The 14,887-nt window shown below is 51.2% G+C and carries 14 protein-coding genes; 12 read left to right on the top strand and 2 right to left on the bottom strand.

The window, feature by feature from the left end; genetic code table 11:
• Positions 1–9 precede the first annotated feature (9 nt).
• A complete protein-coding gene (locus P2G88_RS02200) occupies positions 10–1,293 on the top strand; it encodes an FAD-binding oxidoreductase (RefSeq protein WP_275793998.1) in 1,284 nt (427 codons plus the stop codon).
• 2 nt (positions 1,294–1,295) lie between these two features.
• Entirely contained in the window at positions 1,296–1,931 is a 636-nt protein-coding gene (locus tag P2G88_RS02195; protein ID WP_275793997.1) for a TetR/AcrR family transcriptional regulator, read from the top strand.
• Here the strand turns inward: P2G88_RS02195 and speB are convergent.
• Both speB and P2G88_RS02185 read right to left on the bottom strand, forming a co-directional pair.
• Positions 1,885–2,835, bottom strand: coding sequence for an agmatinase (gene speB / locus P2G88_RS02190; protein WP_275793996.1), 951 nt, complete (start codon positions 2,833–2,835; stop codon positions 1,885–1,887). The two genes, P2G88_RS02195 and speB, sit on opposite strands and share 47 nt — an antisense overlap.
• Positions 2,836–2,859: 24 nt before the next feature.
• On the bottom strand, positions 2,860–4,209 hold the full coding sequence (locus P2G88_RS02185; protein ID WP_275793995.1) for a glutamine synthetase family protein: 1,350 nt from the start codon (positions 4,207–4,209) through the stop codon (positions 2,860–2,862).
• Between the two features lie 248 nt (positions 4,210–4,457).
• On the opposite strand from P2G88_RS02185, the gene P2G88_RS02180 reads away from it, so the two are divergent.
• The 10 genes from P2G88_RS02180 (at position 4,458) to P2G88_RS02135 (ending at position 14,850) form a co-directional block, all read left to right on the top strand.
• Entirely contained in the window at positions 4,458–5,234 is a 777-nt protein-coding gene (locus P2G88_RS02180; RefSeq protein WP_275793994.1) for a gamma-glutamyl-gamma-aminobutyrate hydrolase family protein, read from the top strand.
• Entirely contained in the window at positions 5,231–6,580 is a 1,350-nt protein-coding gene (locus tag P2G88_RS02175; RefSeq protein WP_275793993.1) for an aminotransferase, read from the top strand. The genes P2G88_RS02180 and P2G88_RS02175 overlap by 4 nt, the downstream gene beginning before the upstream one ends.
• 152 nt (positions 6,581–6,732) lie before the next feature.
• The gene (locus P2G88_RS02170; RefSeq protein WP_275794258.1) at positions 6,733–7,770 is read left to right on the top strand and encodes an extracellular solute-binding protein; all 1,038 of its coding nucleotides are present in this window, start codon (positions 6,733–6,735) and stop codon (positions 7,768–7,770) included.
• A gap of 81 nt (positions 7,771–7,851) precedes the next feature.
• Positions 7,852–8,970 carry a polyamine ABC transporter ATP-binding protein gene (gene potA, locus P2G88_RS02165; RefSeq protein WP_275793992.1) on the top strand — a complete coding sequence of 373 codons (1,119 nt, stop codon included), beginning with the start codon at positions 7,852–7,854 and terminating at the stop codon, positions 8,968–8,970.
• Positions 8,967–9,896, top strand: a complete 930-nt coding sequence (locus P2G88_RS02160) for an ABC transporter permease subunit (protein ID WP_275793991.1) — start codon at positions 8,967–8,969, stop codon at positions 9,894–9,896. Before potA ends, P2G88_RS02160 begins: the two co-directional genes overlap by 4 nt.
• Positions 9,897–10,724, top strand: coding sequence for an ABC transporter permease subunit (locus tag P2G88_RS02155; protein ID WP_275793990.1), 828 nt, complete (start codon positions 9,897–9,899; stop codon positions 10,722–10,724).
• Positions 10,725–10,856: 132 nt separating this feature from the next.
• Entirely contained in the window at positions 10,857–12,347 is a 1,491-nt protein-coding gene (locus tag P2G88_RS02150; protein ID WP_275793989.1) for an aldehyde dehydrogenase, read from the top strand.
• Between the two features lie 26 nt (positions 12,348–12,373).
• On the top strand, positions 12,374–13,651 hold the full coding sequence (locus P2G88_RS02145) for an FAD-binding oxidoreductase (protein WP_275793988.1): 1,278 nt from the start codon (positions 12,374–12,376) through the stop codon (positions 13,649–13,651).
• A gap of 2 nt (positions 13,652–13,653) precedes the next feature.
• The gene (locus P2G88_RS02140; RefSeq protein ID WP_275793987.1) at positions 13,654–14,016 is read left to right on the top strand and encodes a cupin domain-containing protein; all 363 of its coding nucleotides are present in this window, start codon (positions 13,654–13,656) and stop codon (positions 14,014–14,016) included.
• A gap of 96 nt (positions 14,017–14,112) precedes the next feature.
• Positions 14,113–14,850 (top strand): type II secretion system protein N, encoded by a 738-nt coding sequence (locus tag P2G88_RS02135; RefSeq protein ID WP_275793986.1) that lies wholly within the window; start codon positions 14,113–14,115, stop codon positions 14,848–14,850.
• Positions 14,851–14,887: the final 37 nt, after the last annotated feature.

Genomic DNA, 14,887 nt, shown 5'->3' with positions numbered 1-14,887 from the left:
CCGGCCGAGATGGAAGAAAAATCTTCACAGTATTATCAGCATAGTCGCAATTTACGTCTTAGTTGCCCGGCTCTCGATGGCGATGAGTCTGCCGACATTTGCATTATCGGGGGGGGCCTTACCGGTGTATCCAGTGCCTACCATAGCGCCCGGCGGGGGCTGAAGGTGATATTGCTGGAAGCACAGGATATTGGTTTTGGTGCATCGGGTCGCAATGGCGGTCAGGTCAGCCCAGGTCAGCGATTAGATCAGGCCACGCTGGAAAATAAAGGTGGCCTTGAGCTTGCCCAGCAGCTTTGGCAATTGGCGTTGGACTCGGTGGACTTGGTCCGTGACCTTATCGACCGCCACCAGATAGACTGTGACTTCGTTCCCGGCATATTGCATACCGCCTTTAAACCCAGCCATGCCGAAGAAATGCGCGCCAATGTAGCCAAACTTAATGGCGAGTATCACTATCAGGATGTGCGTTTTGTGGACAAAGATGAGCTTCGCAGCATGCTCGCCACCGAGCGCTATCACGGCGCGGAGTTGGATATGCGCGCCGGTCATTTGCATCCACTTAACCTGACCCTGGGTATTGCAAAGGAGGCACAGCTTGCCGGGGCACGTTTATGTGAGCATAGTCGCGCCACCGCCATCAAGGAGTCTGCCGATGGCGTTATAGTGGAAACGGCCCAGGGTAAGGTACGCGCCAAACATCTGGTGGTGGGATGTAATGGTTACTTGGGCGGTCTTCTGCCCAAAGTGGCAGGCAAAATCATGCCCATTAACAACTTTATTGTGACTACCGAACCCCTTGGTGAGGCCAAAGCTCGCGAGCTTATTCGCGATAATGTGGCGGTGGCTGACTCCAAGTTTGTGATCAATTATTTTCGCACCACACCGGACCATCGCCTGTTGTTTGGCGGCGGGGAAAATTACTCTTCCCGCTTTCCTGCAGACATTAAAAGCTTTGTGCGTTCTTATATGCTGGAAATATTTCCCCAGCTTAAAGACGTTCGCCTGGAGCACGGTTGGGGGGGAACGCTTGCCATTACCCTAAATCGGATGCCCCATTTCCAATGTTTGAATAAGAAAATCTATGTAGCCCAAGGGTATTCCGGCCACGGCATTGCGCTGGCCACCCTGGCCGGAAAGCTAATTGACGATGCCATCCATGGTGACAGTCGAGGTTTTGATGCCCTGGCACGCTACCCTACCCCGAGCTTTCCAGGTGGTACCTGGCTGCGATATCCCGGCTTAGTGATGGGTATGCTGTATTATGCCTTGCGTGATCGGTTGGGCAATTGAGAGTGGCCCAACAAAAAGAAAAGGCTGACAAGTCTCTTGCCCCTCGAAATAAGCCATCACAGCAACGGTCCATAGAGCGCCGTCAGCAAATTTTGGAAGTAGCGGCAGAGTTGTTAGAACGCCTTGGCGCCAATGATTTTACCACCATTAAAATCGCCGAAGCGGTGGGCATTTCGGTAGGCACCCTTTATCACTATTTCCCCAATAAAGAAGCCATCCTGCATGCCATGGGTCAGCACTGGCTGGAACAAATAGAAGCCACCCTGGATCAGATTGCTCAGGAGCCATGGTCAAATGCCGGTGAGTTTGTGGATACCTTTGTGACACAAATGTTGGCCCTGTACCGCCTCCAGAAAGGTTTGCTGCATCTGGTACAAAACCTTTTTGCCCTGCCCCACTTAATGCCCTTGGATGAACGCCATGATGAGGTGGTAATAAAGCACGTCATTAAGGGATTGGTGCGCCTTGGCTACCAAAAAGAAGAGAGCGAATTGGAACGAATTGGACGCGCCTTTCACGAGGTCAGTCACGCCCTGCTATTGGTGGTAGTGCACCAATCCAAAAGCAGGGGTGAAAAGACGCTGGCAGACCTCAGGTGTTTACTGACTGCCCTGCTAGACCGCCATGCTCTCCCATAAGCTCTGGGTGTAACTTACAGGCCAGCAAGTGCATCATATCGGTCATCAGCGTAGCCGCCAGCAGACTGGTTATCTGGGCATTGTCATAAGGTGGGCTTACTTCCACCACATCCATCCCTACCCAGTTCAAACCTTGCAGATGACGAATGAGCTCCAGAATAAAGGGACCGCTGACACCACCAGATACCGGCGTGCCGGTGCCTGGAGCATAGATAGGATCGAAGCAATCGATATCAAAGGTCAGATAAACCTTGGCATCGCCAATATGGGAGCGAATTCTGGCCGCCACTTCTTTGGGGTTCGCGTGCCACAATTGGTCAGCCGTCACCACGGTGAAGGGACCATCCAAATCGTGATCGGTACGGATGCCCAACTGAATGACTTTGTCGGCCTGCAATAACCCTTGAGAATGGGCATGATAGAACACGCTACCGTGATCAAATTCACTGCCACCGGAATAGTCATCGGTATGGGCGTCAAAATGCACTAACGCCACCGGGCCGTGGGTTTCGGCAACCGATTGCAAAGCCGGCAGGGTAATCAGGTGGTCACCACCCAACATAAAGGGTATGGCGCCCTTTTTCAGCACCCTGGCCACATGCTCTCGCACCGCATTCATCGCCCCACGGGCATCACCATGGGCGAAACCCAAATCGCCGATATCGGCGATTTTCAGGTTATCACGAAGGGAAAATGCCCAGGGATGACGCCTGTGCTCCCAGCCTAAATTGCTGGACGCCGATCGGATACTGGTCGGGGCAAAGCGGGCACCAGGACGCCCTGATGTCGCCAAGTCAAAAGGGATACCTGCGATAATCACATCTGCGTCATCATCAAAACTTTGATGCTGAGCGAAAACATAGGAATACATCTGCTGATATAGAGAGAAAGTCGCGTTGGTCATAACGTTTCGATAAAACCTGTTGGATTAAAGTCTGTTGAGATAAAAATCGTACTCTTTCTGGGTCACTGTTTGCTCGAACTTTAACAATTCCTGTTCTTTGCAGGCAGTATAGACCTTGATAAATTCTTCGCCGAAAAGTTGCTTGAAGGTTTTGGAACCCCTTAATTGCGCCAAAGCATCGGGTAAGCGATTGGGTAGCCTGGGGTTTTTAACTTGGAAGGTATTTCCATCCTGAGGGTCGGGTGGTGTCATTTTATCACGGATCCCCTGGTACATGGCAAAGAGAACTGTCGCCAACGCAACATAAGGATTGGCATCGGCACCCGCCACTCGGTGTTCAATTCGTCTGGCATGAGGCTGACTGTTGGGAATGCGCACCGCCACGGTGCGATTGTCAATGCCCCAGTTTACATACATGGGCACATACAGATTGGGCTGTAGCCGTCGGTAAGAATTGATATTGGGGCAAAGCAATGCCGTGGCCTCTTGCATAGTAGCCAAGAGGCCCGCCACCACCTGACGCAGTAAAGGATTTTCTTTGGGATCGCCTTCGCCAAATACATTATTGCCTTTTTCATCCAGCACGCTGACGTGAATATGCAATCCACTGCCGGAGCGCGTGCTATATGGCTTGGCCATAAAGGTAGCCTGCATATCATGCTTGTCTGCCACCTGACGAATAATACGCTTGAGCATCACTGCATGATCGCAGGCCAACAATGGGTCATCATGATGGGTGAGGTTTATCTCAAACTGGCCTGGGGCATACTCAGACACGGCGGTGTCGGCTGGCACTCCTTGCATATTGCAATAATCGTCCACATCCTGCAGGAAGGCCGCGAAGTCATCCAGATTAAGCATAGAGTGGCACTGGGTGCTTTCTTCACGTTTGCCGGTTCTTGGAGAAATCGGAGGTTGGATGGCGTACTTTTTGGTGCGCTTTTTGTCCAGCAAATAAAATTCAAGCTCAAGCGCCACTACCGGTCTTAGACCCATACTATGAAACAGCTCAACCGCACGTTTAACTTGATTGCGAGGGTCTACCATCACAGGCTTTCCCTCATAGTCATACATGCTAAACAGCAGCTGTGCGGTGGGTTGAGATTGCCAGGGGCAAATGGCTAGTGTGTTGAGGTCAGCCTTGCATACCCTGTCAGGCTCACCAATTTGCAAACCCAATTCAGAAGATTCAACCGTTTCACCAGAGGCATCTAAAGCCAGTACCGAAAAAGGAATGTTCATTCCGTGCTCCAGCACTCCCTCGATGGAATCGGGTTTGATCCGCTTGCCGCGTGCCACTCCATTGAGGTCAAACTGGATAAGGTCAAACATTTCAATGTTGGGGTACTGCTCAAGGAATGAGGCTAGGCTCATGATATGCTCCGACATCTTGTCTGTTGAAGGGCTCATGCCCTGAAGCCGATTTGGTCGGCATTCAAACACAGTAGAGCATAAGTCTTCAGGAACTTGCCAGTTTCTTCTGTGCAATGCCTACTGATAGTGATCAAGCAGCAATTGTCGGTAATTTGGCCTCTTGGCTCTTGAACTTTGTGGACAAGTTCAATAGTTTGGGAGGAGAATCCTGGCAATTGATCCCACATAAGGCTTGTATGGATAACAAGGTGTCGGCCCCTCTTCTGATCGGTGTTTGTGCTGATGTTACGCAGCAAGGTGCCCATGCCTTTCACCAGGCCGGCGATAAGTACCTAAGAGCCCTTTCCGTTACGTCCCCTAATGTGGCACCCATCATTATCCCAGCCTTTTTCCATGAGCTATCTGCGGCTGCGCAAGAGGCCCTGTTAGGTACGTTGGACGGGCTGATGCTAACCGGCTCCTATTCCAACTTGCACCCGAGTTATTATCAGCAAAGCCTCAAAGAGGGCGATGACGCCAGCCGCGATCCGCATCGCGACGCAAGCAACTGGGCGCTGTTGGAATTGGCCATGGCAAAGAAATTGCCAATACTGGCGATCTGCCGTGGATTTCAGGAGTTAAATGTCTATTTCGGCGGCAGCTTGCACCATCGCATACACGAAGTAGAAGGGTTAATGGATCATCGGGAAGACAAGTCCCGCCCCATTGAGGAGCAGTATGCCCCGGCCCATCCCGTGAAATTGCTAACGGGTGGTTATCTGGCTAAATGGTTTAGTCCCAACACAAGTATCGAGGTTAATTCGATTCATATGCAGGGTGTAGACCGACTTGGTAAAGGTCTGCATATTGAAGCTCAGTCAGAGGATGGTCTGGTAGAGGCGTTCAGCCTGGATGATTATCCCTTTTTACTGGCCGTACAGTGGCATCCTGAATGGAAACCTCAGCAATACCCACAAAATGCCCAAATCATTCAAGGTTTTATTAATACTTGCAGCGCTGTTAAGGCGCAGGGAAAGATAGGATGAAAGATCTGCAATGGCTGATAGCGCAGGATGCCGCCCACCACCTGCATCCCTTTAGTAATCAAGCAGAACTTAACAAGCACGGTACCCGGGTGATCAGCCATGCCGAAGGTGCCTATATATTTGAGAAAGACGGACGTAAGTTACTCGATGGCATGTCCGGTCTTTGGTGTTGCAACCTCGGCTATACTCAGCCGCGCATTAACGCCGCTATCGCTAAACAGCTGGAAGAGCTGCCTTTTTATAACACCTTCTTCCAATGCACCCACCCCCGGGTCACTGAGTTGGCAACCGTTATCAGTGCCAGGGCACCTGAGCACCTGAATAAGGTATTTTTCACCAATTCAGGCTCAGAAGCCAATGACTCTATTATCCGCATGGTGCATCGCTATTGGGACGCCCTCAATAAACCCAAGCGCAAAGCCATTATCGCCCGGGTAAATGGCTATCATGGCAGTACCATTGCCAGTGCCAGCTTAGGCGGTATGGGTGCCATGCATGAACAGTTTGAACGTCTGAACGGCATTCATCATATCCCTCAGCCATACTGGTTTGGCGCCAACACAACGCTCAGCCCGGATGAGTTTGGTATTGCTGCCGCCAACGAGTTGGAAAAGAAAATCCTGGAACTGGGGCCTGAAAATGTGGCCGCGTTTATCGGTGAACCTATTCAAGGGGCCGGTGGCGTAATAATTCCTCCTGATACCTACTGGTCAAGAATCCAAGAGATTTGCGATAATCATGGTGTTCTTTTGATAGTGGATGAAGTGATATTCGGTTTTGGCCGCACCGGTGAATGGTTTGCCAGCCAATTTTACCGCGTCAGGCCGGATTTTATTGTCTTCGCCAAAGCCATCACCAACGGTTTCCAGCCGCTTGGCGGGGTGCTGGTCTCAGACAGAGTCAGTGATGCCCTGCTGTCCCATACTCAGGAATTCACCCATGGGTTTACTTACTCAGGCCATCCGGTGGCCTGTGCGGCAGCGCTGGCTACGCTGGATATCTTGTCTGAGGGATATATAGACAAAGTCAAAGCCGAGCTGGCTCCGGCATTGGAAAAATATTGGCTACCTTTGGCTGAGCATCCCTTAGTGGGCGAAGCCAGATGTAAAGGCTTTGTGGGCGCGCTGGAACTGGTAAAAGATAAAGCCAGTAGAGAGCGTTTCCCCGGAAAGGGACGGGCAGGTACCATCTGCCGGGATGCCTCTTTAGAGGCAGGGCTGGTAATGCGGGCGACAGGCGATACCATGATTATTGCTCCGCCTTTCATTCTTGACCCACAGGGAGTGAAAGACTTAACTGAAAAGGCCTGGCAGGCACTGGATCTGGCTCAACGTCAGTTGCAGTGATAGCGCTTATCCAAACGGATAAACCTATATCTCTGACTACAGTACAACAGCAGCAGCCGGCAACTTGTGTAACGACGACAATCACAATAGGAAGCACGATGATAGCAAAAGCAAACAAAAAGCTGATTTCCGCCACCCTGCTGTTCTCGGCCATGGGCGTCCAGGCAGCCACGGTAAACGTGTATAACTGGAGCGACTATATCGCCGAAGATACCGTTGCCAACTACGAGCAAAAATCCGGTAACAAGGTGGTTTACGATGTATTTGACTCTAACGAAGTGGTAGAAGCCAAGCTGCTAACCGGCAACACCGGTTTTGATGTCGTGGTGCCTTCCGCTCAGTTTTTGGGTCGCCAAATCCAGGCCGGCGTATTCGCCAAATTGGATCGCAGTAAGCTGCCTAACTGGAAAAACCTCGACCCCATGCTGATGAAAAAGCTGGAAACGGTCGATCCAGGCAACCAACATGCTGTCCCTTATATGTGGGGTACCACCGGCATTGGCTACAACGTAGCCAAGGTAAAGGAAGTGCTGGGCGAAGACTATGTGGTCAATAGCTGGGATATGATCTTCAAGCCTGAAGTCATTTCCAAACTAGCCTCTTGCGGTGTAGTGACTTTAGACGCCGCCTCCGAGATCATTCCTGCGGCCCTGCATTACCTGGGTATGGATCCTAACTCCAAAGATGCCAAGGAAATTGAAAAAGCTGGCGAACTGCTCAAATCCATTCGTCCGCACATCCGTTATTTCCATTCTTCTCAATACATCAACGACCTGGCCAATGGTGACATTTGTGTAGCCGTGGGCTGGAGTGGTGATGTCTTCCAGGCGGCCGATCGTGCTTCTGAAGCGGAAAACGGTGTGGAAGTCGGTTACATCATTCCAAAAGAAGGTGCGGCCATGTGGTTCGATATGCTGTCTATTCCGGCTGACTCCAAGAACATGGATGCCGCCCATGACTTTATCAACTACCTGATGGAGCCAGAAGTCATTGCCAGCGTCACTGACTATGTGTCCTATCCTAACGGCAACAAGGCATCCACCAGCCTGGTAGATCCTGAAATCACCGGTAACCCGGCGATTTATCCGCCTGCCGATGTGATGGAAAAGTTGTATACCTTCGACATCATGCCAGCCAAGGTCTCCCGTGTGACCAACAGGGTCTGGACCGAAGTTAAAGCCGGTAAGTAAACCTACCAAAGGGGAGCCAGCCGGCTCCCCTTCACGCATTTTTGACAGGAATCACAGTTAGTCGATGAACAGGATCCACCGATGACATTGAAGCATATATCTACGGGCCCATCTGAGGTATTGGTTGAACTTGAGGCCCTGAGTAAGAGCTTCGACGGCCATGTGGCAGTGCGGGGTGTCAACCTGCAATTTTACCAAGGGGAAATTTTTGCCTTGCTCGGCGGCTCTGGCTGTGGCAAGTCGACATTACTGCGTATGCTGGCTGGTTTTGAAAAGCCCAGTGGCGGTAGGATCCTGCTAAATGGACAGGATATTGCACATATCCCGCCCTACAAGCGCCCCTTTAATATGATGTTCCAATCCTATGCGCTGTTCCCCCATATGACGGTGGAGCAGAATATCGCCTATGGATTAAAGCAGGATAAGCTTTCCAAGACCGAAATCGACAAGACGGTCACCGAAATGCTTAAACTGGTGCATATGGAAGCCTATCGCACCCGCAAACCTTCTCAGCTTTCCGGCGGTCAGCGTCAGCGCGTGGCCCTGGCCCGCAGCCTGGCCAAACATCCAAAACTGTTGTTGCTAGATGAGCCCATGGGCGCATTGGACAAGAAGCTACGTGGTGAAATGCAACTGGAGTTAGTGGATATTATCAAGCAGGTAGGGGTGACCTGTGTGATGGTGACCCATGATCAGGAAGAAGCCATGACCATGGCCGATCGCATCGGCGTGATGAATGCCGGGGAGATCCTGCAGATCGGCTCCCCCCATGATATCTACGAATATCCCAATTGCCGCTATGTGGCCGACTTTATCGGTGAAGTAAACCTGTTCGAGGGACGTATCCTCGAAGAAGAACCAGCTTACGTCATTATCGAAGTGCCGAACCTGGAAAGGCCCATTTATATCGACCATGGCATCAGTGGTCCCGGAGGCACCCGCCCTGTGGGCGTTGCCGTACGCCCTGAAAAGATGCGTATGAGCGCCGAGCAACCCGATGAGCAGTACAACTGGGGGAAAGGCATTATCGATGATTTGGCATACCTAGGGCAACACAGCATCTATCATGTGAAGATGTCGGACGGTAAGTTTGTGCAGATCACCCAGACTAATGACAAACGCCGTGAAACTCCTTTTGAGCTTGAACAGGAAATATTCCTATCCTGGAACCCTGATGCTTGTGTGGTATTGGAAAAATGAAACTGCCTGAGCCCAAACATCCCTTTTGGCAACGCCTGAGCGCTTTGCCCTTCTTGCAAGGGCGCAATGGCGTGATTGCCTTGCCTTACCTGTGGCTGCTGCTGTTCTTCCTGGTGCCTTTTATTATTGTGCTGAAGATCAGTTTCGCCGAGACGGAAATCGCCATTCCACCTTATACTGATTTGATGACGGTGGAAGACGGCCATGTGCAGATAGACCTTAACTTCAATAATTATGGCTATCTGTTCAGTGACGATTTGTATCTCAAATCTTATTTGAGTTCGATTCGCATCGCTCTGGTCTCTACCTTTATCTGCCTGTTGGTGGGCTATCCCATGGCGCTGGCTATCAGCCGTGCCAAGCCATCGACCCGCAATGTACTGCTGTTATTAGTGATATTGCCATCATGGACCTCATTCCTTATCCGCATTTACGCCTGGATCGGGATTTTGAAACCCAATGGCTATATCAATAATGCGCTGATGGGCATGGGCCTGATAGATGAACCTATTATCATGTTACATACCGATTTCGCGGTGTATGTGGGCATAGTGTACGCTTACCTGCCCTTTATGATCCTGCCGCTTTACGCCAATATGATGAAGCTTGACCATAGTCTGGTGGAAGCTTCGGCAGACTTGGGCGCTTCCCCCATTCGCACCCTGTTCAGCGTGATAGTGCCCCTGACCAAAGCCGGTATTCTGGCCGGTTGTATGCTGGTGTTTATCCCGGCGGTGGGCGAGTTCGTTATTCCTGAGCTTCTGGGCGGTCCGGAAACCCTGATGATAGGTAAGATCCTGTGGCAGGAATTCTTTAATAACCGCGACTGGCCGGTAGCTTCAGCAGTGGCCATCATTATGCTGATGATACTGATTCTGCCCATTATGTGGTTTGACCGCGTGCAGAATAAGCAGCAGGAGGCCTAAATGCGGTTTAAGTTTAGCAACCTGATGCTCGGCCTGGGATTAGCTTTTTTATATATCCCAATGCTGATTTTGATCATTTATTCCTTTAACGAGTCACGCCTGGTAACCGTGTGGGCAGGCTTTTCCACTAAGTGGTATGCCAGCCTGCTCGAGAATGAAAAGCTACTGGAAGCCGTGGGTAAGTCGCTGCAGATTGCATTTTTCTCGGCAACCGGCGCCGTGGTACTTGGCACCCTGGCGGCCTTTGTTTTGGCCAGATTTAAGGGCTTTAAGGGCAGCACCTTGCTTCGCGGCATGCTGACCGCACCATTGGTTATGCCTGAAGTGATCACTGGTTTGTCATTATTGCTGCTGTTTGTAGCCATGGCCCAAGCCATTGGTTGGCCGGAGCAGCGTGGAATGCTAACCATTTGGCTCGCCCATACTACCTTCTGTACCGCTTATGTGGCAGTGGTGGTGGGTTCACGGCTGACCGAAATGGATATGTCGGTGGAAGAAGCCGCTCAGGATTTAGGCGCCACGCCGGTGAAGGTGTTTTTTAATATCACCTTGCCCATTATCGCCCCGGCTTTGATTTCCGGTTGGTTATTGGCCTTTACCCTGAGTTTGGATGATCTGGTCATCGCCAGCTTTGTGTCTGGTCCCGGCTCGACTACCTTGCCAATGGTGGTGTTCAGCTCTGTGCGTTTAGGCGTAAGCCCCGAAATCAATGCCCTGGCGGCCATTATCATCGGCATTGTCAGTCTGTTGGTATTTGCCTCCTGGTTTTACGCCAGACGGGTAGAACGAGCCCGGCTAAAAGATATACAGGCCATGAAAAACGGCTAAATGCCAAAACGACCGCCTTGGTGGCGGTCGATTTTTGTACCAGTAAGCAAACTGCCTGTATCCTTTGCCCCCAGGCCGTGGCTATTATGTAAGAATAGGAATTTCTAACGATGCCCGCACTAAGGAGGCTCTGTGCTCCCAACGACGCTCGCCCAATGGCAAACCTATTGCCAAAAGCTCAGCAAAGAAGGTCGCGCCTTTATTCAAGGCCAATACAAAGCTGCACAAAGCGGTAAGACCTTTGACTGCATCAACCCGGCCAATAGCGAAAAAATTGCCGACATCGCTGCCTGCGATCAAGCCGACGTGGAATTAGCGGTAAAAGCTGCCCGAAACAGCTTCGAAACCGGTACCTGGCGTGATATGTCACCCAAAGCACGAAAGCAAGTGTTGTTGCGCCTGGCCGATTTAATGGAAGCCCATAAGCAGGAGCTGGCCGCCCTGGAAACCCTGGATATGGGTAAACCCATCAGTGAAAGCCTGTCGGTGGATATTCCCGGTAGCGCCGATGTGGTGCGCTGGCACGGCGAAGCCGTGGATAAGGTCTACGATGAAGTTGCACCTACCCCTGCCAATGTGCTGGCAACGGTGACCCGCGAGCCCATAGGCGTGGTGGCGGCCATTACCCCCTGGAACTTCCCCCTGTGGATTGCCTGCTGGAAGATTGCACCAGCGCTGGCCACCGGCAACTCGGTGGTGCTGAAACCTTCGGAAAAAGCCTCACTGACCGCTATTCGTCTGGCGGCGCTGGCTAAAGAAGCCGGCATCCCCGATGGCGTATTTAATGTGGTGCCCGGCTTTGGTCATACCGTGGGTAAGGCCTTGGCGCTGCATAAAGACGTGGACAGCCTGGTCTTTACCGGTTCAACCCGCACCGCCCGTCAGCTGATGATCTATGCCGGTGAGTCCAATATGAAACGGGTATGGCTGGAAGCCGGTGGCAAAAATCCGAATATCATTTTTGCCGACTGTCCGGACCTGGACAAAGCGGCGCGCGCGGCGGCATCGGGTTGTTTCTATAACCAAGGTGAAGTCTGTGTGGCCGGCACCCGTCTTCTGGTTGAGCGCAGTATTCATGATGCATTTCTTGAGAAGGTGGTCGAGGCAGCCAAATCCTTTAAACCCGGTAATCCATTGGATCCTGCCACCAATATGGGTGCATTGGTCGATACAGGCCATCAAGCATCAGTACTGGATTACATCAAAGTAGGTAGCGAAGCCGGGGCCACGTTGTGTTTAGGCGGTAAGGCACCAACTGACACCGGAGCCTTTGTAGAACCTACTATCTTCAGTGGGGTTAGCAACAAAATGCGGATTGCCCAGGAAGAAATATTTGGTCCGGTGATGGCGGTTATCCCCTTTGATAGCGAAGAAGAGGCTATCGCTATTGCCAATGATAGCGACTATGGCTTAGGTGCAGGTCTTTGGACCGGCAACCTGGGTCGCGCCCACAGGGTAGCGAAAGCCCTGCGTGCAGGCTCCGTATGGATCAACAACTACAACGACGGCGATATGACCGTGCCTTTTGGCGGCTTTAAGCAATCAGGCAATGGACGTGACAAGTCTTTCCATGCCCTGGATAAATACACCGAATTAAAAACTACCTGGATTGAGTTGGGCTAGCCTGTTGGCGGCCTTATGGAGTCATCATGAGCGAATATGTATCCAGTTACTACGCATACAGTGCCGATATTAGTCAGCCTTTCCCGACACTTGAGGGTGAACTAGAGGCCGATGTTTGTGTAATGGGCGGTGGCTTTACCGGTCTTTCTTCTGCCCTGCACTTAGCCAAAGCTGGTTTTAAAGTGGTATTACTGGAAGCCAGTCGTATTGGTTTCGGTGCCAGCGGTCGCAACGGTGGCCAGATTGTTAACAGCTATAGCCGCGATGTGGATACCATCGGCAGCAAGTACGGCAAAGCTGTTGGTGATGCCGCTGCAGCGATGATGTTTGAAGGCGGTGAGATTATCCGCAATTTGATCACTGAACACCAGATTGACTGTGACTATGTACCGGGTGGCGCCTTTGTCGCCCTTAACGACAAGCAGATGCACGAACTGACAGAGCAGGCCAAACGCTGGCAACGGCACGGCAACAATAAGCTCACCCTTTTGGACAAACAGGCACTGAAAACCATTGTGAATTCAGACCGCTATGTAGGTGGCCTTTCTGATGGTATGAGCGGCCATATCCAGCCTCTGAAACTTTGTTTGGGTGAAGCGCGCATTATCCAATCCATGGGCGGCCAGGTGTTTGAACAAAGCCCGGTAACCAAGATTGAAAAAGGTCAGACCGTCACTGTTCACACAGAAAAAGGCCGGGTAAAAGCCAAGTTTTTGGTGGTGGGGGCTAATGCTTACCTAACTCATGTATTACCTGAGTTAACCAAACGCAATATGCCTTGCGGTACGCAAATTGTGACAACTGAAGTGTTAGGCGAAGAACACTGTCGGGAATTGCTACCCACCAACTACTGTGTGGAAGATTGTAACTATCTGCTGGACTACTACCGCACCACCGCCGATCACAGACTGCTGTATGGCGGCGGTGTGGTCTACGGCGCCAGAGATCCAGCCGATATCGAAGCATTGATCAGACCCAAGCTGGAAAAAACATTCCCGCAACTAAAAGGGGTGAAAATCGAGTTCACCTGGACCGGCAATTTCCTGCTAACACTCTCGCGTCTGCCGGAATTTGGCAGATTGGACAACAATATCTACTACATGCAGGGCTACAGCGGCCACGGTGTCACCTGCACCCACCTGGCCGGTAAGGTGGTGGCTGAAGCAATACGGGGTCAGGCAGAACGTTTCGACGTATTCGCCAAGCTTCCACATCTGCCACTTTTGGGCGGTCGGGTGCTGCAAATACCCTTCACCGCTTTGGGTGCGAGCTATTACACACTGAGAGATAAATTAGGGATCTAGTGATGAAGCAAGTAATGGTCATTAACGCGGACCATGTCAAATTTGAAGCCAGCCACATTCCTGAGCAAAAACTGCTCGGGGAGCCGGTTTTGCAGCGGTTGGCAAATCTCTATTCAGACGCAGGCCAACGCTTCCACGTGGGCTTTTGGGAAAGCGAAATGGGTAGCTGGAAAGTGGACTACCAGGAGCATGAGTACTGCCAACTGTTGGAAGGCCAGGTTGAACTGGAAGATGAGCATGGTCAGGTCACCCATCTAACGGGGGGAGATCAATTCGTCATTCCCGCCGGCTTTAAAGGCATTTGGCGGACATTGGCACCTTGTCGCAAAGTATATGTGATCTTTGAACCCGGCCCCGGTGGTTAGGTCCGCACATTACAGGGTGGTTCACCACAACATTGTCACCTTGTTTGATTTGACTGGACTACACTTTTCCTCTGGTCATTGCCAGAGGAAAAGTCGATGTCATTTCCCCCAAAAGCAACAAGGTTAAAGCGCTTTGGGCCTGTCATTAGCCTCGTTTTGACTGTTATTGTTGCCGGGCTTACATACTTCAATGCGGTCAAGCAGCCCTCCTTCACACCTGCTGAAACGGGAAACAACCATTCAGATAACACGCCGCCACCTCCACAAAATCGAGTTACTGAGACACAAGATGAGAATATCTGGCTGCCGATTGGAGAAGCAAAGCTCAGGGGCGTTGTGGAAAGTGACGATCCAGAACAGGCATCAGCCATTGTCGAGCTTCATGGGCAACAACGTAGCTTTATGGTAGGGGAATTTCTGTTTAATACCGATATCAGTCTGGCGGCTGTTTACCCACAAAAGATAAGAATTTCAAAAGATGAACATCACACTTATATTCCTCTTGAGTTAGAAGGAGAGCGTACTGTCGTAGCGTCCAGTCCTAGTGAAGCCATTCAAACTCAATTGGAGGCCTTACAGCTGATTGCACTGTCGCAGGTAAAAACAGATCAGCTCGTTCAAGGTTATGCCCTGACGCCAAGCGGGGACTCCTACCTTTTTCAGCAATTGGGGCTGGAATCAGGCGATATTCTTACCGCCGTTAATGGCATTTCGGTATTGGACCAAGAATCGAGGGGACAGGCCCTTAAAGCACTGGATGAAGAATCACAACTGATGCTCAGTCTGATACGTCAAGGCAGTCCATTGACGGTGTATGTCAACAAGTCGCCATAAACCAAATGCCTATACAACGTCTGACCGTCAACATTAT

This window comes from Aliiglaciecola sp. CAU 1673 (assembly GCF_029223185.1).
In the GTDB taxonomy this organism is placed as follows: domain Bacteria; phylum Pseudomonadota; class Gammaproteobacteria; order Enterobacterales; family Alteromonadaceae; genus Bowmanella.
The sequence above is the reverse complement of the archived record's forward strand: the minus strand, read 5'-3'. Positions and strand labels throughout refer to the sequence as shown.